A 22,018-nucleotide genomic window follows, 5' to 3' on the forward strand; every position below is an offset into this window, starting at 1 on the left:
AACCTATTTGGCAGTTATCGTTTCACCATCATTTAAAAAATCCGCATTAGGGGTTAAATCAAACCGTTCACACAAATCATGTAAGTCTTTATCAGTGATCGACTGTAAGATCTTACCACCTTGAGCTTGGATGGTTGTGTAAATCAAAGCCGATTTTTCAACGGTTTCAACTAAGCCATAGGTTTCATCTAAAGAATCACCGGCAGCGAAGACGCCATGATGTGGCCATAAAACAACACGATAATCTTGCATCTTATTAGCTGTCTTTTCGCCAATCGCATTAGTCCCTGGACACATGTAAGGAATCACACCAACACCTTCTGGGAAGACGACTATTGATTCAGGATGCATCTGCCATAATGTCCGACTAAACACTTTAGATTCAAGTGGTAAGGTAAAGCTCATGGCAACTAAATTCGTTGGATGGCAATGCATGATCACCCGTTGATCAGGATCTTTCTTTAGTCGTTCGATATGACTCATCAAATGCGCTGGAAATTCACTGGTTGGTTCGCCACCATCGTTGAAGCCCCACATGAGGTCAACACTATTACCAGCTTCGCTAATCCGTACCAAGCCCATATCACGTTCTGGATATTCCACCATGTTCTTAAAATACCGACCCGTTCCAGTAACGAGGTAGTATTTACCAGCCAATTCACTAGCATCAAATTTGATTGTAATTTGACGTAAGACTTTGTCAGTCCCAGCGTAAGCTGCCACTTCGTCTTTGGTTAAACGAAGACTAACATTACCACCATTACGTTCATCCCAACCATGCCGATATAAGTTTTCTGTCGTTTTCGCCATATTTTTAACATATGGTGAGTCAATAAAGTCTGTCATAATTTGCCAACCTCTTTTAAATTTTTTGTTATCACAACCTGAATGCGTTATTTAGCGTCACGTGGGAATTGAACCGTTTGTTCATAATTGTGAATTTCGTCCAACCAGTCAGTCCCAACTGGAGTATTATTCTTCAAACAGAATTCATCCCAAACTGCGCCAAATGGATATGATTTCAATTCTTCAGTTACGGCTAAACACTTCGTAAAGTCATAATTTAATTCAGCTTGCTTCAAGTCATCGATTGGGGCCAACATTGCTTGTAACAACGCTTTTTGGGTGGCACGAGCACCAACAACCCAAGCAGCAACCCGATTAATCGTGGCATCGAAGAAGTCTAAGCCAATATTAGTCCGACTTAATTCATTATCACGAACCAATGAACGGGTAATCCGTTGCAAGGCTTCGTCGAAGATAACCACGTGATCACTATCCCAACGAACTGGACGTGAGACGTGTAACATCAAGCCTTTGCCAAACGGCATAAATGCTGAAAACTTATCCGAGACATCTTCAGTTGGGTGCCAATGACCAGCATCAATCGTCCATAACTTGCCACGACTGATCGCGTAATTGTTGTAAAATAAGTGCGAACCAACGGTATATGATTCAATCCCAGTCCCAAACAATTTTCCTTCAACAGCTTCAATCGTATTCTTTTCGTCATATTGCTTAGCAAAGACTTCATCCAGTGATTCGATCAAGCGTGTCCGAGGAGTTTGCTTGTCAATTGGGTTATCTTTGAAACCATCTGGAATCCAGAAATTGTTAACTGATTGTTGCCCTAGTTCTTGACCAAAATAATTGGCAATTTCACGTGATTTCTTACCGACTTCAATCCAGTAATCACGCACTGATTTTTCTGGACTAGCCAGCGTAAAGTTATGTTTAACCATAGGATGTGAGAAGAACGTTGGATTCATATCCAATCCGATTTTTTCTTGTTTAGCCCAATCGACCCAATACTTGAAGTCTTCAGGACCCACTTCATTGAAGTCCTTCTTCTTATCTGTAACCGCATACAATGTATGTAATTGCACTTTATGACTCCCAGGAATCAACGATAAAGCCTCATGTAAATCACCGGTCAATTGATCAGGTGTCCGCGCAATCCCAGGATAGTCCCCAGAAACGCCAATCCCACCAGTTAATTCAGCATCGGGATTTAAGAACCCATGAATATCGTCACCTTGCCAGCAATGAATCGACAATTTAACTTGTTTGAGTTGTTCCATGACCTTTTCTGTATCCACACCAAGTTCAGCGTAACGTTCTTTAGCGACTTGATAAGCTTTTTCGACTTCGTCAGTTTTAACCATTAGTAATTCCTCCTAATTAATCTAAATGAAAGACTTCTGTAAGATCCGTCGTAACCGGACTGTTATCTTCGTTCGTATCCATTAGTGGTTCCATATATGCCCACCATTTTTTGCAAATATCGGTATCCGCAATCTTGTTATAGGTCGCTTCGTCCGGCACTTCGAGGTAAGCGAATGTTTGACCCGTCAATTTATTCAAAAAAATTGAATAATTAGTGGCACCATATTCCTTCAATGCTTGTTGCATTTCTGGCCATAATGCGGCATGCCGTTTTTGATATTCATCAAAAGCATCTTTATGCAAATACATCACTTGTCCCAATCTAACCATTTAAACCATCTCCTTAATTTGTTTACTTAGAAAGGCTTGATACTGACTTAAAACTTCACCATATTGACTAGCTTCAGGATGATAACGTTTCAAATCGAATGAATCCGCAATCAATTGCCGGCCAGCATCAAGGTTGTTAACTTCCGTTGCGGCCACCATTTGTACCATGATATTCCCAACAGCTGTCGCTTCACTTGGCCCAGCAATCACGTCAACTTGGGCTAACGTACTGGTTAACTGGTTCATTAAACCAACGTTACTACCACCACCGACGATATTTAGCGTGTCGATGTGATAACCCAAAATTTCATCTAGCTTCGACAACTCGTTGGCATAAAATAATGACAAATTTGAGTAGATTGCTTGGAATAATTCACCCGGAGTTTCAGGAACTTGCTGGCCATTTTCCCGACAGTAATCCTGGAGTTCTTTAATCATATTGTCAGGGTTAGTAAAGCGATCATCATTAATATCAATAAATTGTGCAAACGGCTTTACTTCAGTAGCAAGTTTAGCTAACTCGCCAAAACTATATTTATCATTCAATTCATGACGGACGCATTGGGCAATCCACAACCCCATGATATTTTTCAAGAAACGATAGGTCCCATAAGCACCCCATTCATTGGTGTAGTTTTCATGGAAAGCTTGCAACCCATTCTCAGGCACGTTGAGTTCAGTACCTAACAATGACCAAGTACCGGAACTCAGAAACGCCCAACGGTCACCTTGACCTGGCGTCCCAACCACAGCCGAAGCCGTATCGTGAGTGGCTACGGTGATCACTTCTACCTCTGGTAAATCATATTTTTCGTGCCATTTATGGCTAACATTGCCTAGAATCGTTCCGGCTTCAACTAATCGTGGGAACTGATCTTGCGACACATTGACTTTACCAAGTAAATCTTTATCGAAGAGACCAACTCGTAAATTCAACATTTGCGTTGTCGACGCATTAGTGATTTCAGTGACTGCATTTCCCGTCAGGACATACCCCAGATAATCCGGCATCATCATGATCTTGTCAGCTTGTGACAACAATTGCCGGTTTTCTTTATATAACTGATAAAGCGTATTAAAATCTTGGAATTGAATCCCAGTCTTTTCGTAGATATATTCGCGTGGCAAATCGCTCGTTAATTCTTCAATCGCATTATGTGTGCGCTTATCACGATAACTAATCGGGTCTTCGAGCTTTTGACCATCATTACCCACTAAAACATAATCAACGGCCCAAGTATCAATCCCTAATTTCACAGCGTTGATCCCCATCTTCTTAACTTTTTCCAAACCTAAAAAGATTTCATGGACGAGATGGTCAACATCCCAACGATCATGTCCATCCGCCATGGCAAAACCATTTGAGAATCGATGGACTTCTTGCAACGTTAGTTTTCCTTGTTGAACTTGGCCCAACATTAGACGCCCACTAGAGGCCCCAATATCAACTGCAATATATGACTTCATCTATTTCACACTCCCATTGGCTGAGGTGTCAGTATGAGTCATTTCCGCTGAATCATCCTTGCCATAACGTTCATCGGTGATTTGTTCTAGTGACTTTCCACGTGTTTGTGGTGTCCAGATTGTCCCAATAACTAACGAAATAACCAATAAGGCAATCATAAACGTCCCAGCAGCTTTGAAGCCCATGGTGCTAAGGATGGTTGGGAAGATAATTGACCAAATCCCCGCGGAACCCCGAACAACGAAGAACATCACACCTTGGGAACCAGCCCGGTACTTCGTTGGAAACAGTTCTGTCGCCCATAAGGCATACCATGCTTGCGCACCAATCCCGGCGGAAATGCCCCAAACCGTGACGAAAATCCAAAGACTCGTCCAGTTCATGCCGGCATATGATAAAACGACCCATGAAACAACGGCCATTGCCGCACCGACAAAGAAGAAAATCCGATGATTGGCTTTGTCACCATACTTGGCAAATCCAAAGTAAGTCGCAGCAGCAGTAAAGATCCAAAGAACAGCTTGCAATAGATTCGCTTGCATATTCGTCAAACCACCAGCCGTTTCATAAACAAATGGCATGAAGAAGCCCATGGCCCCAGCAACTAAGTTCCAGAACATATAAACCCCAATCAAGAACAACAACGTCTTAATATTGACCACGTTTGAGAATAAATCCCGGTATGGATGTGGTTTTTCGCCAGTCGCTTTTTCAAGTTGTTTTTGTTCAACCCAGACTGGTGATTCATCCAACTTACTTTGTAGCCGCCAAGCGATGAAGGCGACAATTGTTAAGAAGATGAATAAGAGTCGATTACCCATTAATCCGATTGGTGCTAACAAAGTCCCAGCAATAAAGATAATTGCTGGTCCTAATGACCAGGCGAATTGAGAGATCCCAATATTTTTGGCCCGATCATCCGATTGCGAAGTTTCTGAAATATAGGTCCATGAAGCCGGTACCCCAGCTCCAACGGCGATCCCTGTAATTAAGAACCCAGCCAATAGCATCGGAAAGTTAACTGATAAAGCAACAATTGCAGTTCCTAACATGTAAACCACCATGTCATACGTATAAATCACTTTCCGGCCATATTTATCTGATAAATGTCCACCAATCAAAGCCCCAATCGCTGAACCAAACGCATTGGCACTCAAAGCTCCCAATAAACCGACTTGAAAACTTGATAAACCTAGTGCTTTAGTCCATAGAGTCAGTCCACTAGCACCGGCAACGATTGAGCCTGAATCTAAAAAGTTTGTGATGGATACGGCAATCGTCGAACCGACTGATTCTTTCTTTTCTTTACTCATTTCAACACCCTCTCTTTTTATTAGTAAGCGGTTTCATTTATTTACAAGCACATTGTAACTATCGATTAGGCTGTGCTACAATGTCACTTACGGATTAGGTGTGTACCATATTTACAGGAGGGATTGTGAATGAAAGCACGTATTTTGGACCTTTTAGAACAGCCGACCTTAATTGAAAAAGATCAGAAAAAGTTGCAACACTTTGTCGAAGACCTGCCTCCTTATGCTATTAATAAAGAGCTTTCACAGGCAGAACATGCGCGCGTGCTCAGCAACTACTTTTTCCGCAGCAAAGACATTTACATTAGTCGTCATAATCGTTACGCTGACTATCCCACCCATACGCATACTTTTATTGAACTCAATTACATGCTTCGTGGTACTGCGCATGAAGTTGTTGATGGTCGGCCCATAATACTAAATACTGGTGACTTACTGCTACTTGACAGTGGCTCGACTCATTCCATTGATGCACTTGGTGATGATGATCTACTAATTAACGTTTTGTTTCGCAGTAAAAATATCAGTATCAACTTACTGAATGATTTACGACGTAGTAATAGTATTTTCTATGATTTTTTGCTAAATCGAGTAGTGGGCGAAAATGCAAAGAAACAAGATTATTTACTTTTTCAAAAACGTAAAAGTAATGAAATTCAAGACACACTCGATCGCATTATCGAGGAATACTATTTAAAAAATGATTTTTCTAACACCATTATCAAGTCCTATCTGTCAATATTGCTTGTCCAATTGGTTCGCGAATATCCATTAACTGGCCCTCACCATGCCAATAAGAGTCGACTACTAGTCATTAAGATTCTAAAGGACATCGCAACTGAATATCGAACTGTCAGCTTAAGTGAGCTAGCCGATCGTTATAATTACAACAAAAATTATCTAAGTAACTTATTTAAAACCGAAGTCGGAACCACGTTCAGTGAAGCGCTGACCCGTCAACGCCTAATTCAAGCACGTACGCTAGTAACATCAACATCGCTATCGATTGCCGCTATCATGGATCAAGTTGGAATTTCCAATAAAAGTTTCTTTTATCAAAAATATAAGTCCTACTATCATTCGACCCCCAGCATCGATCGGTAAGTCTGATTTACAAGTTCGTTAATTTTTGATATAGCACTGCTTAAGTAAGCGATTTCACCACAATGAGGTGAAACTATGGATTTTCATAATGCACCACTTGATCCCCGTCTACAAAATGCACTATTTGGCCTACCTTTATTGCGACCAGACGAACAGCATCGTTATCTAGGAACTTTTCGTGAACGCGTTGATGTTTGTATCTCGTTTACTCAAGCTTGGCAACGCGATTTCGTCACTGAACTTCAGATAGAATTAGCCAAAGTTCCTAATGCGCAATTACTGTTACATGGTAAATTGGATGCTGATTTGCTGAGCCACTATCTCCATTTCGCACAGCAACAGCAGCTGCCGTTCAGTATTAAAACAGACCTTTATTACCATCACGAGCATGACGATGCTGCAATTATTTTATGTGCAGATTGTCCATTAAATTATGCTGACATTAATATCGTGACCCGCTTTCCAGAACCAATAGAACAGATCCAACGGCAATCAACAAAGTCTTGGTTACCCAATTTATTCAATCGAAAAAAATCTTAAAAGAACAACTAACCGGTCTAAGCAATTGCTTAGACCGGTTAGTTGTTCTTTTAGTTATGCTTGCGGATAGAGCACTTTCACACCCATTTGTCGCATACCGTATAAAAACGGATCGGCAGGACGACGATCCGTAACAATCGTTGACCAAGCTGGAAACTTCGCCAACTGAATATAATCTGAATTATCAACTTGAAACTTCGTATGATCAGCTAACAAAATGCTTTCCCTCGCATTGGCCATCATTTGCCGTTTGACATTAGCCTGTTCGATATCGGCAATGTAAGCACCTGATTGATCTAACGTGCTACACGACATAATGGCTAATTGCGGTCGAAACAAGGTAATATCTTGAATCGTATGACTGCCTAAAATCGAATCTGAATTCGGGCGTAGTGATCCGCCTGTTAAAAAAACATTTAAGTTCGTCATCTGATTGGCCGCTACTGCAAACTGCAAATTATCCGTAATCACTTTTAAATTGAGTCGCTCCGCTAAATAACTCGGCAAATAGGCTGCAGTTGTACTTGGATCAATGAACATCGCCTGATTATCTTTAATAATCTTGCGTGCTAACAATTGACAAATGAGCTTTTTTTCCGTTACCCGTTCGCGATAACGATAAGGCGATGCAAATTCAACATTTGTATCTGCAAGTAACGATACCATGCCAAAGGTACGCTTTACCCGCCCAGATTGCTCCAAAATAATTAGATCCCGACGCATTGTAGAAATACTTTCACCAGTTAATTCAATTAACCGTTTCACACTGATTCGTGGATGTTTATCCAATACTTTCAGTATGTGTAATACTCGATCGTCCCGATTAGTCATAAATACCCTCCAGATGAATATTTCTGAACTTTTTCCGCTCAATTTGAACATTTGATGAGAAAAAATTTGAATGAGTTTCAGCTTATGTCGAATTGGTTATTAATCAACATAACGCCAGCATATACTGCATGTTGAAGGGCGATAGGTCATGATCATGTGAATAAGGTTCAAACTATTTTAATTAATTACTAACATATTATCACATCGGTTCCGCCAATGAATATTTTTCATGACGGTCGTAATTTTTAGCAATATATCTTCTTGAATCTTGTTTTACACGAAAATGAATGCGCTTTCAATAATTTTATAGGAGGGTTCACTATGAACTATGAAAACATGCTAAAACCCGATTTGGTTTTTCTCAATGTTAATGCTGAGAATCGGACTGATCTATATCAGCAAGTGGCTGCTAAACTCTTGGCTTTAGGTTACGTCAAAGACACGTACGAAACTGCCTTAAACAAGCGCGAAGACGAGTTTCCAACTGGCGTTGTCAGTGATTACATCTCGATTGCGCTACCTCATGCTGATCCTGAAAATATTCATCAACCATTTGTTTGTGTCGTCACCACTCAGAAACCAATTCAAATGCTACAGATGGGTTATAACACCGAAGAAAAAGCCAAGACATTCTTCTTTCTCGGTATTACCCACTCAGATGATCAATTAGTACTCTTACAAAAGTTCATGTCCTTGATTCAAGATAAAGATTTCGTTACGCAATTTGAGCAAATCACTGATACCAATGAAATGTTCAATTACTTACTTAAAAAGTTCAAATAACCAACTAAAAAGGAGTGTTTTATTATGGCAAAAATTATTGTGGCTTGTGGTAGTGGTGTCGCATCTAGTGAGTTAGTCGTTAAACATATCGTTGATTTCTTTGATGATCATCACATCACGGGCGTTGAGGTTGAAGCAACTGATTTCAAAAAATTACCAGATATTTTAGCTAATTACGATGTTTACGTCTGGATTGCCCGTCCTAATGAAGAAATTCAACAAATCGTTGATCAACATCGCATTGCTTCCGTCAACGGATTACCCATTTTCACTGGTCAGAACCCGGAGATCGCCTATATGGAAATCATTACGGCCCTTAAGAAAATGCAAGCTTAGTTGTGATTATTAATTCGTTGATTACTTAGGAGGAACTAATCATGGACGTCTTAAAAACTATCGTTAATTATGTTCTAAACCTTGGTGCGCCTGTTTTCGTACCTTTAATCATGTTTATTATTGCAACTATTGCTGGCCTAAAGCTCAAGAAGTCCGTCATGGCTGCCTTAACGTTGGGGGTCGCCTTTAGTGGGATGACCTTAGTTGTTAATTATATGATGGATTCAATCTCACCAGCCGCTAAAGCGATGTCAAAGATTTTCCATTTAAGTCTTAATGCCATTGATGCTGGCTGGACCGGAGTTGCCGCTATTACTTGGTCATATAAATCAGCATTCCTATTCTTCCCGTTATTATTAGCCATTAATTTCGTCATGTTAAGTTTCAATTGGACTAAAACATTAAACGTTGATATGTGGAATGTTTGGAACAAGATTTTCACTTATGTCGTTGTACTGTATTTTACGCATAATGCCTTTTATGGCTTTCTCGTTGCTGGGATTCAAATTGTCCTCGAACTAAAAGCCGGTGATATGTGGCAACGGCATATTGAGGATCTTACTGGAATGCCTGGTGTCACGGTTCCACATTTCATCACCCTTTTTGCGGTGCTACTACAACCACTGAACAAGTTACTGGACTTCATTCCTGCCATGAATCGTCCCTTTGACTCTGCCGCTTTACAGAAAAAGATCGGGATCTTTGGTGACAATACTGTCATGGGTGCCATTATTGGGGTTCTACTTGGATTCGGTGCCGGTTATTCGGTCTCCAAATCATTAAATCTGGCTGTCCAGGCGGCAACAGCAATGACTTTATTCCCAATGATTTCAAAATTATTTATGCAAGCACTTTCGCCAATTGCTGATGCGATGAGCGATTTTATGAAGAAACATTTCAATGGTCGTGAAGTCTATATTGGCTTGGATTGGCCAATTTTAGCCGGTCGTAATGAACTTTGGGTAACTGTAGTTATCTTAGTCCCAATCATGCTTATTTTTGCCATGATTTTACCAGGAAATACGGTGTTACCATTTGCCGGCATTATTAACTTATCCTTTGTTGTGGCTGCACTATTACTTACTGGTGCTAACCTACTCCGGATGCTCGTCTTAGGTATCATTACGACACCGATCTTTCTCTATGGTGCGACTTACTTTGCACCGATTATCACGAATCTTGCCAAAACAACTGGCACAGTTAAGGTTCGTGCTGGACAACAACTTTCTTGGTCGACTTTCGAAGGTCCCGATTTCCGGCTATTCTTCGCCAAAGCTTTCACTGGTGAATGGTGGGCAATTGGATTATCAGTACTCTGGTTATTAGGTTTCGTTTGGTTATATCTCGATCAGAACAAAGCCAAATTACCAAGCCAGCGATACACCGCCAGCAATGCCACTATCGCTGCAACGCCTGCAACCAAACAGCCACAACCAACTACTGATACGACCACTGACACCTCACTTGATGATCTAGACGGTCTTGATTTTGGGCAAACAACTAAAGACAAGGTTTCAACGAAAAACACTACTAACATCGATGCACTTGATGGCATGGACTTTGGCCAAGTTTCGAAAAATAAAAAGTAGGTGATCTTTGATGAAATTTACTAAGCGGCAACATCGACAAAAACTATTTTGGTCCCTACTTCTTTTCGTTGATGTTCTCCTCTTTGTTGAAGCACTGAGTACTAATAGTGTTTGGGCTTGTATCGTGGTTATGATTCTCAGCGAGATCATTTACTTCAAAGGCAACCACGCTTTATTTGGCACCTATGATACTAAACGTAAAGCTCGTTGGGCCGCGCGACAACAAGCCTATCTTAAAAGAAAAACTTTAAAAACCAATAAATAATTGGAGCGATTAATAATGACAGAAGCATATGTATTTGAACCTGAACGACGCGATCTCGCAATGGTTGCGCGCGAAATGTTTAATCGAAAGAACACGAATGTCGCCGGTGGTAATATTTCCGTTAAAATCACGGCACCTGAGACCATCGATTTTGGTAACGTTCATATAAAAAAAGGCCATGATTATATCATCATGACACCAACCTTTATGTCTGAAGCTTGGTATGGCAAGTTATCCGGCGCGCAAATTCTCGTTGTCGATCTGGCTACAGGTGAACAAATAGATGGCGTTGGTCGCTTAACACGTGAAATTAACATGCATATCGAAGCTTATGAAGCCAATCCTGGCATTAAAGTGGTTTATCATTCACATGCCGAGGAATCAATGTTTTGGGCAACAATTGGGCAAGATATGCCTAACGTCACTGAAATTACCGCGGTCAATCAGGACTTAGGTAAGATCAAATGTCTCCCTTACCGCGAAGCCTGTTCAAAAGAACTTGCAGACCAAGTTCACAGCAGTTTAAGTGCGCTTGGTAACCAAGCGCTAACTAATATCTTTTTACTGAACAGTCATGGTGTTTTGATTACTTGTACTGACCTGCATGAAGCCACTCGAATTCTAGAAACAGTTGAATGGAATGCTAAAATTGCTTACCAAGAAACCATCTTTAAATCACTAGGATTGATTAAAGACTATCAATCCTGTGGTACATCAACGACGGCCTTTCTGGATTAAACTCAAAATAACCGATTCCGTAAATTGCGGAATCGGTTATTTTTATTTAAACCACTAGTCTATGCATCGACTACAACCGTTTCACCAGCTGGTAAAACTTGTCGTTGTCCGGCAACGATCACATTACCACCATCACGAGAAGCCGTTAACGATAGTCTACCATCTTTTTTATCAAAGGTTACTGTGCCACCTTTGACCGGCATTACTGCATGTAAATCATCGAAAGCTGCTAAGTGTGGCGTCACTTCAAACGTTTCATAACCTGGCTTAGTTGGCCGTAAACCTAAGAAGTGCCGACCCAACAAGTAAATTGGGCTAGCTCCCCAAGCGTGACAGAGACTCTTGCCATAACGATCACCATACATCGCGTACATCTCTTTGCCATGTTGCTTAGGATCAAACTCTTCCCAGAAAGTAACGGCTCCTCTATCTAACATACCACCCCAATAGTCCAGTAAAACTTGATAAACACGCTGTTGTTGTCCTAATTTACACAACGCATCTTGTTCGAAGAATTTGAAGTATGGCGTTGTTAATTGAGTGATCTCATCATTCAACAAAACGTTATTGAGAATTAATTGTTGCTTATCCGCATCAACCACGTCAAATAAAATCGCAAAGATATTGGCATGACGCGTGACATGCCGTCTGCCTGATTCATAACTATCAATAAAGGCCCCTTTGCCATCATCCCAGAAATACTTCATGACATTCGTTAACAATTGGTCATACTTGGCTTGATACGTGTCCACCGTCTTATCTAAGACCCGACCACATGCCAAAATAGTCTTGTAGGTTTCCAATAGAAGCAATTGTTCGGCCGCAACGGTTCCTTCCTTGTCTATTTCTGACCAATCAACAAAGATCCAATCATTTTCACGACCATAGATAAATCCCAATTCATTGGTCTGAGCAATAAAGTATTGCACCATACTTTCAAGTTTAGGATAGATAATCTCGAGAAATTCCTTATCCCCAGTCATTTGATAATGATTCAGCACCCCAATAACCCATAGCATGGAGTAATCCACGATGGTATCAATATGTTGCTTAATATCATTTTGACCACGCAGTGCCAGCAAAGTCCGTTTATCAAGATCTTCATTGAAAAACGAGTACTGATTCATAAAGTTGGCCTGGTAAGCATCACCCGCCCAGATCCAACGATCACGCTTAATCCCATCAATAAAGAATAAATCACTGCATAAGTTCAATGTTTCGGTTGAAACATTCCAGATTTGATTAATTAATTTATTATTTGACTGGAATACCGAAATATTATCTTTCGGTAAATACTCATGCATCGCTGTAATTTCAACGTCGCCAACTTGACTATCAGGTACAAAGATATACCGGAAAGCTCGCTTACGAACTGTCGTTGTCGCTGTGACACCATCTTGCTTGTAGTAGCACATTTCCACATCTTTAGCTTCGGTTTCTGACTCACCATAACAAAGTGTAATAGGATGATTGCAATTGAAGTTCAAGACCACTGAACCATTAACTGCTCGGCCGAAATCAAACAGTATCCCATCATTTAATGCCTTCACGGTTTTAGCGGTAATTGGCAGCTTATGATAAACAATCACATTTGGGTTTTGATGCTTGTCGGTAAACAATTGATCATGACCAGCTGGTAAGCTGGTCACAAAATTACTGGCTAACCAACCTTGATCAGATTGAATCACATCGCCTTCAATATAAATTGCCGGTAGGGCTGTTGTATTACCAACAAAGACTTGGATCGTCACGTCGCCAGCAGCACAAGCGATTGGCTGATTTAACCGATACTTCGTCCCATTGACATCAACATAACCGGTGCCTTGCGCATAAACCGTAAAGCTTGTGGGTGTTGTTAATGTGTAACTTCTCTTAAAATTAACATTCCGATGGCAATCATCAATATACCAATAGGCTGGCCATCCCATACCACGTTCCTCACGTTGAAAGTTTTGCAACATGCCCTGATGAATTTCAAAATCACCAGGATACCATAACCACACTGCTTGTTTTGTCATATCAATTTCCTTTCTGATTGTGTTTAAATAAGTCAGACATCATTAGCCTGACTTACTTAGACACACACTCTTAAATTAAGCATTCATCGTTGGATCTTTTAAGCCCCACTTCTTGATCAGAGCCACAATAATCAAGGCACATGACCCGAACAAGACGGTACAGCCAACCATAATCCAGAGTAATAGTTTTGGTGAGAACGCCATCAACGTTGGTGTAACCAATGAGAATACCGCGGTGAAGACACGAACCAATCCATACGAAAAACCAGTCATGGTTGCGCGAGCTTCTACTGGATAAAAGGTCTGGCTCCAAATCTTATACAGCGCTTCTCCACATAGAACCGTGCTACCTGAGTAACAAATGTAGGCTACTGTGAAGACTTGCCATTGATCACTGAAACTGCCAGCAGCAACAAAAGCAATTAATGCAACAGCAATCCCAAGATACATTGCCTTATACCGGTATTTTGTATCGGACACTTTAAGGTAAACCACATTTACTAGCAAACAAACAATATTGGCAACCAAGGCAATCACTGTTGAGAAAGATTGCGTTTGACCATCAATCGTTACTAAAAAGTAATTCACGAATGAACCCCATGTATTAGCTGGCAAGTTCCAAAAAAGATAGAACACGGTCAGTAAAACTAATGGGCCTAAAAATGTTCCCGTCTTTAGCAGCTGACCTAGCCGAAGCTTTTTAGCCGGTTTATCAGTACTGGAATCGATTACATTATCAGGCACCACTGAATCTTCTTCAATGGCTTTAAACCGTTTGGAGAAGACGCGGACAAACCAATTAAGCAAGGCAACTAACCCGATCCAACCAAATAATGCCGTTGGACTGCCCATCCCAGCATTAGCCGTAATAAATCCAATGAACTGAGAAAGTAAAATGCCAATTGTCCAAAATATTTGTGTCGTTGCAATAGCTCGACCATACACTTTATTCGACATCCGTTCCGAAATAACGGCTAATGAAGTCGGCAAATCCGCACCAGACGCCAGTCCAGCAATTACAACACCAATAATTAGCAACGTTAAATTACGAGACATCGCAATAATGGCTGATCCTAAGAAAACGAAGAAAATATCAGCATTGAACACTCGAACTCGACCGAATTTATCTGATAACCAACCACCAATAAATGACCCAACTGCAACGGCGACCGTCAATAACGTACTGATTAATCCAACCATCCAACTATTCAAACTTAAATATTTAGTCCAAATCGGTAGAGCAACACCGAGACTAACTAGTAATGCTGCATCCATATACGACGCTAAACCGGCCACAACGATCAGTAAAATATTGGCGCGACTGAGCTTAACTTTTTCGCTTGACATCCCAATTCCTCCTCTTTAAACGAGGTACTTTTCAATTAAGTAAACTGGTGTACAACTCCAGGCATGGCAGTAACTATTCAAAATTGGACTGCCATATGGCGAATAATCAGGCTTGTCTGGATCAAACGCTTCCCAGTACGTATCGGCACCAAGGTCAATCATCTTGCCCCAATATGCTTTCATTAGCTTAACCGCTTCATCAGTTAAACCAGCCTCAAATAGAGCTTCAGTGACATGATGATACATATATGGTGTCGCAATCCCTTTAATTGGGAATAATTGTTGGACTGTTTTTGTCATTAACTCACGTGTTGCTGACGAGTCTAGTACATGCGCTAGCGTCATCCATACTTGGCTGGCAACATTTATTTCACGATCAGGTCCTGAAACAAATAAGCCAGCTTCTGGATCAAATAAGGTCGTTTTGGCAAAGTCTTCTAACTTCGCTAATTGCGCTTTATATTGTTCAATTTCGGTATCATGAGTCATTTTAGCTAAGGTTATAAATTGCTTAAGAGTATAGATTAAAATGGCTTGTCCAGCAGTTGCCTTGTCAAAATCATTAGACCAATCAACAAAGACTGGGTAGTCCTCATCTAATTGCAACGCCCCACGATCATCGACTTTAGTTAACGCCAAATCCATTTGTCGCTTAGCAATTGCATATAGATCATCTAAAACCATCTGATCTGTGTTGAAGGCCTCATAATCGGCTAAGATTGAAACAAAGAATAAACTATAGTCAAACAAGAAAGTGTCATCTGGTGTTTCAGTTGGCTGCGTAAAGACATTAGCTGGAATACGGCCATCATCTGCGGGCATGGCCCCGAATAGATAAAGACAACGCTTGATCAAATCAGTATTTTTGAAAGTGGCATAATCCGCCAAAGCTTGTAAACGCAAATCACCAATCCACAATCGGCGATCACGCTTAGGCCCATCTTCAAAGACATCCTGCATGCAATCTTCTAGCGTTTTTAAACCAACCTGATAAATCTTGGTTAACTGCTGATCTTCTAGCTTAGGCACCGCAACTGTTGCTAAATCAGCAGAGCTATCGGTTATGACCGTTGGATTAGTAAAAACGGCCTGCCATTTAGGTGAAGTATCAATTACCGTAATTTCTACATACCGGAAACTATAACGCCGTGGTAGTGATAACTTAGCAGGTAACGTATCCAAATGGACATATTCTTCTTGAATCCAAGATCGACTTAACCAACCAGTATAATCTTCGCTCTTCCGTGCCAATTCGGCCGGCATCTCAGCAAACTTCAATTTGACATAGAGCGGCGCATCCATTGGTGACCCAACTGACGCAATATCCATACTAAAACGACCAACTTGATGATTTCCAAAATCCAAGATTAACTTTTCATCACGCTTAAGTTGATAGTTGGACAAATCACTAATCGGTGCTAATTGCTTAACACCCCACCCCTCAAGGCCATGCGCATCTTTTACCAGTTCAACTAGTCGCGTTGGGGTTAGCGTTTGGTGGTGTAATTGTGGCCGATTAGCAGTTGATTTTGCGAGTAACTGTTGATTATGTTCAAAATGAACATCGTCGTTAATTTGAAAAGTAAATCCCATTTTTGCTCACTTCCTGTTTTGACTTATCGTTCTAAAAATCGTTAACATGATGTTTCTTTTCTAACCGCATCATGATGACCCCAGCAACGAAGCTGATGAATACAATGGCAGCAAACCCAAACATCGTGTTCCGAATCGCTGATGGTACTACCAAGGCTGGAGTGATTAGGGCAAACAATCCACAGCAAACTCGAGAAAATCCATTAATAAAGCCTTGTACAGATGCCCGTACTTCGACTGGGAAAGCTTCTTGTGTCCAAACCTTATACATCGCTTCACCAGCAATATTATTCCCAATATTGTAGCAACCGATCGTAATCACAATTGGCCATAATGAATGACTGCTCATCGCTAAACCTAACATCGCTAAGAATTGAACCGTAATCCCAACTAAAAAGAATCTATTCCGATATTTCCCACCAGCAACCGAAGCGAATGCCATCGTTGCTAACAATGAAATGAAGTTCAAGACGATCCCAGCACCAGTCGCAAAACTTTGACTAGCATGTGCTTGAACTAAAGTAAAGGTTTGGAACTGGCCGAACGTATTGGCTAACAAATTCCAACAAACATAGAAAATTAGAATACTGAAGAAGAAACTCATGAACCGACCTTTATTACTACCTGCAAACACCGTTTTAATTGAAACCTTTTCAGTTTGTTGACTAGCCGCTTCGTTAGCCAAACGACGTCGTTCGCCTGCTTCATGGAAAGTCTTGAATTGAGTTGAAAATGTTCGCCATGCCCAAGTAATTAACGCAAAAATAGCAAGAATCGTGAAGACAATCCGCGCACCAGAAGCACCGGCCATCTTCGAAACAATAAAGGCACAAACGTATGACATAAAGACCCCAATTTGCCAAAAGATCTGAGTTGAAGAAACTAAACTCGCTGATGTTTTATCATCTGGCGCATCATGAGAAACCACCGTTAAACTAATTGGTAAATCCGCGCCAGAGGCTAGACCAGTGATGATTACACCAACTAAGAGAACTACATAGCTTTGTGAGAAAACACAAATTAACGCACCTACTGCATAAATCAAGTTCAACCAATTGAACGATTTAATCAGCCCAAATGACTTTGTAATTTGTCCAGCGAATAATGAGCCAATCGCGATTGCAAAAGTTAAGGCCCCTGAAATGATGCCGACCTGACTATTGGTTAATCCTAATCCATTTTGCCAGACCGTAATTGTTGCTGATAAGCCGACAATGATACCCGATCCCAAAATCGACCCAATACCAGCTGCAACCGCTAAAGGACGATACTTTTTCACCATCGATTCAGATGTATTCCCGTTATCCATTTGAATAACCTCCTTTAATTTATAAATCAATTGTAAACGGTTGCTGAAAGGGGTACCATATCTGTATCACATAGATTATCATGCAAAATCACAGTTTTGCTAATTAAACGAGGTGTCTTTTAATGGCAGCGCCCTTTTTGAACGAAATATTGGCAAAAATAAATCCAGTTGAACAAGTTCAACTGGATACCAAGCGAAATTATAACTATACCAATTTCGATTATTTAAATGATCCAATCCCACAAATGCCACAATCTGATTTCTTTAAAAATGGTGATGTGGCCATCACTAAGAATAATCGTTTCTCTTATGTCCCTGCCCATACTCACAGTTTTATTGAAATTAACTATATGTACTCTGGTAGTTGTACCCAATATATTAACGGGGAAAAGATTGTCCTTCATCAACACAATTTAATTTTAATGGACAAAGATATCGTGCAACAAATTGACTACACTGACAAAAATGATCTATTAGTCAACATTTTAATTAAAGACGATTCTGCTATGGACCAATTATTTGACTACATTCCAATTGAAGAAAATAAAATCACACAATTTTTATATAATGCCTCACGGGTTAACACAATGCATAACAATTTCATTCTGTTCAATCTTAACAATCATGACGTTGCCATCAATGCCGTTGAAAGTTTAATTATCAAGGGCTTAACTGATGATCGACAGCGTAATCGCTCAATGGGACTCCTACTATCTACACTGATTATTGAATTATCACAATCAATCGAACAAGAATATACCAATTTTTCCAATGCGACTGATGATCGAATGCTGGCGATTACCCAATATATTAACACCAATTTCAATCATACTTCACTTGCTGAGGTTAGTGAGAAATTCTCCTACAACCCCAATTACTTAGGTAATAAAATTAAAGAGTCAACTGGCCATACGTTCAAGGAATTATTAGACCATCGCCGACTCTCAGTAGCACAGAATTTCATGATCAAAACAAACTGTACTTTAAGTCAAATTTGCGAAAATATTGGCTATGAAAACACGTCGTCATTATTTCGATTATTCAAGAAATACTTACAGACTACCCCTTCTGCTTATAAGAAAAAGGTTAGTGGTCGTTAGTTATTAATTCCCACTTAATCTCGGAGGTCTCTTATGGAAAGAAAGCTTTTAGAACAACTGAGTCAACTAACACCAATCGAACATCGGCAACAACAAACTCATCAATTTATTGAGGATCTAGATGCCGCTGCTATCGATCAGCAGGCCCAATTACGAACGCTAACTGATTACTTTTTCAATAGTCAAGATATCTACATCAGTCGCCATAACCGCTATGCTGACTACCCTGAACACACGCATACTTTTTTAGAAATCAACTATGTTCTCAAAGGTATTGCTCATGAAGTTGTCGACCAACAATCGGTTACGCTACACACTGGCGATCTTATTTTATTGGATAGTGGCTCAACACATTCAATTCAAGCCCTAGGTGACCACGACCTCCTAATTAATATCTTATTTCGAACCAAAAACATTAGTTTGGAATTATTAAATGATCTTCGCCATAGCGATAACATCTTATATGATTTTTTAGTCAGCCATATCACGGGTGATCAATCGCATCCACAAAACTATTTGGTATTTAATCAGCATCCAAACCATCAAGTACAGACGACTTTAAATCGAATTATTGAAGAATATTACCAACACCATGAATTTGCTAACAGTATTATTAAAGCCTACCTCTCAGCTTTAATCGTTCAACTGATTCGAGAATATCCACTTAATCGGGTGTCCCAAGCGAACAAACCACAACAACTCGCCATGCAATTATTAACAGATATTACGACCAACTATCGAACGATTAATTTGACTCAATTGGCGCATAAATATAACTATAATAGAAACTATCTAAGTAATCTATTCAAAACAGAAGTCGGTAAAACATTTAGTACCGTTGTCACCCAACAGCGCTTAATTCAAGCCCATCTCCTACTGGCTTCAACATCTTTACCAATCAGTCAAATCATGCGTCGAGTGGGCCTAACTAACAAAACTTTCTTCTATCAAAAATATCAAGCTTATTATCACACGACCCCACAAAAAGACCGTTAAAAAAAGCTCAGCATCGCCAAAATGGCAGTGTTGAGCTTTCGCTTAATCTAAGTTTAATGCCGTTAAATCAAGCTTAGGCTTATCCTCTTTTGATTTCTTTGGTTCTAACCCATTATTATCAATCACATCTTTGTACCAGTAGAATGACTTCTTCCGATAACGTTTCATGGTCCCATGGCCTTCGTCATCGAGATCAACATAGATGAAGCCATAACGTTTACTCATTTCACCAGTAGAGGCACTGACTAAGTCAATGCAGCCCCATGGCGTGTAGCCCATCAAGTCTACGCCATCATCAATAGCCCCGGCCATCGCTTTAATATGCTGTTTCAAGTAATCAATCCGATAATCATCTTCAACATAGAAATCTTTATCGGGTTTATCAATAGCCCCTAGGCCATTTTCAACAACAAAGAGTGGCTTCTGATAACGGTCATAGAGCTCATTTAACGCAATCCGAAGACCAGTTGGATCAATCTGCCAGCCCCAGTCACTCGCCTGTAGGAATGGGTTCTTAACTCCACCCATCAAGTTACCATTAACCGTTTCGTTCGTCTTACCGGTCGTTTCGACCGCTGACGACATGTAGTAACTAAAGCCAATATAATCAACTGGATATTGTTTAAGTAAGGCCAATTCACCATCATTGGTTTCTAGGTCATCAAACTTCAAGCCATACTTCGCCAAAACTCGGTCAGTATACGCTGGATAGGCCCCACGAACTTGCACATCACTACAGAAGAAGTTCAACTCCTGGTTATCCTGCAAGTTAGCTAACTGGTTAACGGGATTAGCGTCATAGCTATAACTAGTTGCGTAAAGAATCATGCATCCAACTTGTAAGCCTTGCTTCAATTCATGTGCAACCTTAACGGCTTTAGCACTCGCCACAAACTGATTGTGCCAAGCTTGGAAGACATTCTGCTTGTCGTTAGCACCAGTTGATGGTACTAAGCCTTGACCCATGACTGGGAAATGCGCCGCACTATTGATTTCGTTAAAGGTCATCCAATATTTAACACGATCAGCGTAGCGAGTTAAAACAGTCCGTGCAAAAGTTTCATAGAATTCAATTAAGTAATGGTTCTTCCAACCGCCGTACTTTTTCGCTAAGTTCAATGGTAATTCGTAATGTGAAATCGTAATAACCGGTTCAATCTCATGAGCCAAGCATTCATTAATCACATCATCATAAAACTTCAAGCCTTCTTCGTTAGGCTGCGTTTCATCACCATTTGGAAAAATCCGTGACCACGCAATTGAGAAGCGATAACACTTGAAGCCCATTTCAGCGAACAACGCGATATCTTCTTTATAATGATGGTAAAAATCGATACCTAAATGATTAGGATACGTATATTTATCTTCATCAATCGTCCAATCAAAATCAGGTTGAGCCACGATCTTAAAACGATCCTTACCACCTGGCAATGCATCGGCAATCGATAGGCCGCGGCCACCTTCTTGGTAGCCACCTTCTAATTGGTTAGCAGCAGTCGCGCCGCCCCATAGGAATCCTTTTGGAAATGTTGACATTTATTCTCTTCCCTTCATTGTTAGATTAAATTAGCAATTAAACTTAATCTAATATGTAATACTTTTATGCTAACAACGGATGCAAGCGCTGTCAATATCATAGTTATTAGTTTAGTAAAACTCAAAAGGAGCTGCCAACTATCCGACAACTCCTTTTGAGTACATAGCACAATCTCATTTTTATCTTTATCATTAAAACCAAGTATATGCTATTTCTGAACTTATTAATTTAAATTCCATCCTCATCATCAGAAGGTTCTACAATGGCATGATGATGAAAGACCTTAGTTTGAGCTTTACTAGTTGTAACTAACTGTTCTGCCAATGTGGTTGCATTAGCTTTATAATCACCAAGTTGCAATCCTATTTCTAATAGCGACCCAATATTACATCCAGTGATAACTGCAATATCTTTTCCTAACTGATTACTAAGCTTAACCGCTTCTTTAAAGGGTGTTCCGCCTAACAAGTCACAAAAGAAAACTGCTTGATCAGTGTCCGCTAACACTTGTTTAAATCGGTCGCTGAGTGAACCATCATTCATATCACCGGTGAAATCAATAAACGCCACATTGGGCAATTCACCAGCAAGTAGTTTGACGGTAGATTGTAAACCTGTCGCAAAGTTACCATGACCTGTAACAATAATCTTCATC

General features: G+C 40.3%; 21 protein-coding genes. 9 read left to right on the forward strand and 12 right to left on the reverse strand.

The window, feature by feature from the left end:
* Nucleotides 1-3: 3 nt before the first annotated feature.
* The 5 genes from rhaD to FFM84_RS05630 are packed head-to-tail and all read right to left on the reverse strand — an operon-like array spanning nucleotide 4 to nucleotide 5,277.
* Complete coding sequence (rhaD, locus tag FFM84_RS05610) at nucleotides 4-846, reverse strand: rhamnulose-1-phosphate aldolase (protein ID WP_130844593.1); 843 nt, start codon at nucleotides 844-846, stop codon at nucleotides 4-6.
* 47 nt (nucleotides 847-893) lie between these two features.
* Complete coding sequence (locus tag FFM84_RS05615) at nucleotides 894-2,165, reverse strand: L-rhamnose isomerase (RefSeq protein ID WP_130844592.1); 1,272 nt, start codon at nucleotides 2,163-2,165, stop codon at nucleotides 894-896.
* Nucleotides 2,166-2,181: 16 nt separating this feature from the next.
* Nucleotides 2,182-2,496: an L-rhamnose mutarotase gene (gene rhaM, locus FFM84_RS05620; RefSeq protein WP_130844591.1), complete on the reverse strand. Its 315-nt coding sequence runs from the start codon at nucleotides 2,494-2,496 to the stop codon at nucleotides 2,182-2,184.
* A complete protein-coding gene (gene rhaB, locus FFM84_RS05625; protein ID WP_130844590.1) occupies nucleotides 2,497-3,963 on the reverse strand; it encodes a rhamnulokinase in 1,467 nt (488 codons plus the stop codon). It abuts the gene before it with no gap.
* Nucleotides 3,964-5,277: an MFS transporter gene (locus FFM84_RS05630; RefSeq protein WP_130844589.1), complete on the reverse strand. Its 1,314-nt coding sequence runs from the start codon at nucleotides 5,275-5,277 to the stop codon at nucleotides 3,964-3,966.
* A 129-nt stretch (nucleotides 5,278-5,406) separates the two neighbouring features.
* On the opposite strand from FFM84_RS05630, the gene FFM84_RS05635 reads away from it, so the two are divergent.
* Both FFM84_RS05635 and FFM84_RS05640 read left to right on the forward strand, forming a co-directional pair.
* Nucleotides 5,407-6,381, forward strand: coding sequence for an AraC family transcriptional regulator (locus FFM84_RS05635; RefSeq protein ID WP_130844588.1), 975 nt, complete (start codon nucleotides 5,407-5,409; stop codon nucleotides 6,379-6,381).
* A gap of 75 nt (nucleotides 6,382-6,456) precedes the next feature.
* The gene (locus tag FFM84_RS05640) at nucleotides 6,457-6,921 is read left to right on the forward strand and encodes a YueI family protein (protein WP_130844587.1); all 465 of its coding nucleotides are present in this window, start codon (nucleotides 6,457-6,459) and stop codon (nucleotides 6,919-6,921) included.
* 54 nt (nucleotides 6,922-6,975) lie between these two features.
* Here FFM84_RS05640 and FFM84_RS05645 read toward each other — a convergent pair whose 3' ends face one another.
* Nucleotides 6,976-7,752: a DeoR/GlpR family DNA-binding transcription regulator gene (locus FFM84_RS05645; protein WP_130844586.1), complete on the reverse strand. Its 777-nt coding sequence runs from the start codon at nucleotides 7,750-7,752 to the stop codon at nucleotides 6,976-6,978.
* Nucleotides 7,753-8,073: 321 nt separating this feature from the next.
* On the opposite strand from FFM84_RS05645, the gene FFM84_RS05650 reads away from it, so the two are divergent.
* From FFM84_RS05650 to FFM84_RS05670, 5 genes are read left to right on the forward strand one after another with little or no spacing between them, the layout of a single operon-like run.
* Nucleotides 8,074-8,535, forward strand: a complete 462-nt coding sequence (locus tag FFM84_RS05650) for a PTS sugar transporter subunit IIA (RefSeq protein WP_130844585.1) — start codon at nucleotides 8,074-8,076, stop codon at nucleotides 8,533-8,535.
* Between the two features lie 24 nt (nucleotides 8,536-8,559).
* Nucleotides 8,560-8,871: a PTS sugar transporter subunit IIB gene (locus FFM84_RS05655; RefSeq protein ID WP_130844584.1), complete on the forward strand. Its 312-nt coding sequence runs from the start codon at nucleotides 8,560-8,562 to the stop codon at nucleotides 8,869-8,871.
* A 41-nt stretch (nucleotides 8,872-8,912) separates the two neighbouring features.
* Nucleotides 8,913-10,460, forward strand: a complete 1,548-nt coding sequence (locus FFM84_RS05660) for a PTS galactitol transporter subunit IIC (RefSeq protein WP_130844583.1) — start codon at nucleotides 8,913-8,915, stop codon at nucleotides 10,458-10,460.
* A 10-nt stretch (nucleotides 10,461-10,470) separates the two neighbouring features.
* The gene (locus FFM84_RS05665; protein ID WP_130844582.1) at nucleotides 10,471-10,725 is read left to right on the forward strand and encodes a hypothetical protein; all 255 of its coding nucleotides are present in this window, start codon (nucleotides 10,471-10,473) and stop codon (nucleotides 10,723-10,725) included.
* Between the two features lie 15 nt (nucleotides 10,726-10,740).
* Entirely contained in the window at nucleotides 10,741-11,463 is a 723-nt protein-coding gene (locus FFM84_RS05670) for a class II aldolase/adducin family protein (RefSeq protein WP_130844581.1), read from the forward strand.
* Nucleotides 11,464-11,522: 59 nt separating this feature from the next.
* Here FFM84_RS05670 and FFM84_RS05675 read toward each other — a convergent pair whose 3' ends face one another.
* The 4 genes from FFM84_RS05675 to FFM84_RS05690 all read right to left on the reverse strand — a co-directional run bounded on the left by FFM84_RS05675 (nucleotide 11,523) and on the right by FFM84_RS05690 (nucleotide 17,730).
* Nucleotides 11,523-13,481, reverse strand: a complete 1,959-nt coding sequence (locus FFM84_RS05675) for an alpha-L-rhamnosidase-related protein (protein WP_174795751.1) — start codon at nucleotides 13,479-13,481, stop codon at nucleotides 11,523-11,525.
* Between the two features lie 75 nt (nucleotides 13,482-13,556).
* A complete protein-coding gene (locus FFM84_RS05680) occupies nucleotides 13,557-14,828 on the reverse strand; it encodes an MFS transporter (protein ID WP_130844579.1) in 1,272 nt (423 codons plus the stop codon).
* A 15-nt stretch (nucleotides 14,829-14,843) separates the two neighbouring features.
* Nucleotides 14,844-16,421 (reverse strand): alpha-L-rhamnosidase-related protein, encoded by a 1,578-nt coding sequence (locus tag FFM84_RS05685; RefSeq protein WP_130844578.1) that lies wholly within the window; start codon nucleotides 16,419-16,421, stop codon nucleotides 14,844-14,846.
* A gap of 31 nt (nucleotides 16,422-16,452) precedes the next feature.
* Complete coding sequence (locus FFM84_RS05690) at nucleotides 16,453-17,730, reverse strand: MFS transporter (RefSeq protein ID WP_130844577.1); 1,278 nt, start codon at nucleotides 17,728-17,730, stop codon at nucleotides 16,453-16,455.
* A 122-nt stretch (nucleotides 17,731-17,852) separates the two neighbouring features.
* Between FFM84_RS05690 and FFM84_RS05695 the strand changes: the two genes are divergently transcribed.
* Both FFM84_RS05695 and FFM84_RS05700 read left to right on the forward strand, forming a co-directional pair.
* The gene (locus FFM84_RS05695) at nucleotides 17,853-18,830 is read left to right on the forward strand and encodes an AraC family transcriptional regulator (protein WP_130844576.1); all 978 of its coding nucleotides are present in this window, start codon (nucleotides 17,853-17,855) and stop codon (nucleotides 18,828-18,830) included.
* Nucleotides 18,831-18,863: 33 nt separating this feature from the next.
* A complete protein-coding gene (locus tag FFM84_RS05700; protein ID WP_130844575.1) occupies nucleotides 18,864-19,826 on the forward strand; it encodes an AraC family transcriptional regulator in 963 nt (320 codons plus the stop codon).
* A gap of 42 nt (nucleotides 19,827-19,868) precedes the next feature.
* On the opposite strand, the gene FFM84_RS05705 is transcribed toward FFM84_RS05700, so the two are convergent.
* Together FFM84_RS05705 and FFM84_RS05710 are read right to left on the reverse strand one after the other, a co-directional pair.
* On the reverse strand, nucleotides 19,869-21,362 hold the full coding sequence (locus FFM84_RS05705) for a glycoside hydrolase family 1 protein (protein ID WP_130844574.1): 1,494 nt from the start codon (nucleotides 21,360-21,362) through the stop codon (nucleotides 19,869-19,871).
* A 229-nt stretch (nucleotides 21,363-21,591) separates the two neighbouring features.
* On the reverse strand, nucleotides 21,592-22,017 hold the full coding sequence (locus FFM84_RS05710; protein WP_130844573.1) for a PTS sugar transporter subunit IIA: 426 nt from the start codon (nucleotides 22,015-22,017) through the stop codon (nucleotides 21,592-21,594).
* Nucleotide 22,018: the final 1 nt, after the last annotated feature.

This window comes from Lactiplantibacillus mudanjiangensis (genome assembly GCF_005405385.1).
GTDB lineage: Bacteria > Bacillota > Bacilli > Lactobacillales > Lactobacillaceae > Lactiplantibacillus > Lactiplantibacillus mudanjiangensis.

Coding starts and splice junctions, on each gene's coding strand:
- rhaD (WP_130844593.1), bottom strand. CDS start 846: ATGACAGACTTTATTGACTCACCATATGTTAAAAATATGGCGAAAACG.
- FFM84_RS05615 (WP_130844592.1), bottom strand. CDS start 2,165: ATGGTTAAAACTGACGAAGTCGAAAAAGCTTATCAAGTCGCTAAAGAA.
- rhaM (WP_130844591.1), bottom strand. CDS start 2,496: ATGGTTAGATTGGGACAAGTGATGTATTTGCATAAAGATGCTTTTGAT.
- rhaB (WP_130844590.1), bottom strand. CDS start 3,963: ATGAAGTCATATATTGCAGTTGATATTGGGGCCTCTAGTGGGCGTCTA.
- FFM84_RS05630 (WP_130844589.1), bottom strand. CDS start 5,277: ATGAGTAAAGAAAAGAAAGAATCAGTCGGTTCGACGATTGCCGTATCC.
- FFM84_RS05635 (WP_130844588.1), top strand. CDS start 5,407: ATGAAAGCACGTATTTTGGACCTTTTAGAACAGCCGACCTTAATTGAA.
- FFM84_RS05640 (WP_130844587.1), top strand. CDS start 6,457: ATGGATTTTCATAATGCACCACTTGATCCCCGTCTACAAAATGCACTA.
- FFM84_RS05645 (WP_130844586.1), bottom strand. CDS start 7,752: ATGACTAATCGGGACGATCGAGTATTACACATACTGAAAGTATTGGAT.
- FFM84_RS05650 (WP_130844585.1), top strand. CDS start 8,074: ATGAACTATGAAAACATGCTAAAACCCGATTTGGTTTTTCTCAATGTT.
- FFM84_RS05655 (WP_130844584.1), top strand. CDS start 8,560: ATGGCAAAAATTATTGTGGCTTGTGGTAGTGGTGTCGCATCTAGTGAG.
- FFM84_RS05660 (WP_130844583.1), top strand. CDS start 8,913: ATGGACGTCTTAAAAACTATCGTTAATTATGTTCTAAACCTTGGTGCG.
- FFM84_RS05665 (WP_130844582.1), top strand. CDS start 10,471: ATGAAATTTACTAAGCGGCAACATCGACAAAAACTATTTTGGTCCCTA.
- FFM84_RS05670 (WP_130844581.1), top strand. CDS start 10,741: ATGACAGAAGCATATGTATTTGAACCTGAACGACGCGATCTCGCAATG.
- FFM84_RS05675 (WP_174795751.1), bottom strand. CDS start 13,481: ATGACAAAACAAGCAGTGTGGTTATGGTATCCTGGTGATTTTGAAATT.
- FFM84_RS05680 (WP_130844579.1), bottom strand. CDS start 14,828: ATGTCAAGCGAAAAAGTTAAGCTCAGTCGCGCCAATATTTTACTGATC.
- FFM84_RS05685 (WP_130844578.1), bottom strand. CDS start 16,421: ATGGGATTTACTTTTCAAATTAACGACGATGTTCATTTTGAACATAAT.
- FFM84_RS05690 (WP_130844577.1), bottom strand. CDS start 17,730: ATGGATAACGGGAATACATCTGAATCGATGGTGAAAAAGTATCGTCCT.
- FFM84_RS05695 (WP_130844576.1), top strand. CDS start 17,853: ATGGCAGCGCCCTTTTTGAACGAAATATTGGCAAAAATAAATCCAGTT.
- FFM84_RS05700 (WP_130844575.1), top strand. CDS start 18,864: ATGGAAAGAAAGCTTTTAGAACAACTGAGTCAACTAACACCAATCGAA.
- FFM84_RS05705 (WP_130844574.1), bottom strand. CDS start 21,362: ATGTCAACATTTCCAAAAGGATTCCTATGGGGCGGCGCGACTGCTGCT.
- FFM84_RS05710 (WP_130844573.1), bottom strand. CDS start 22,017: ATGAAGATTATTGTTACAGGTCATGGTAACTTTGCGACAGGTTTACAA.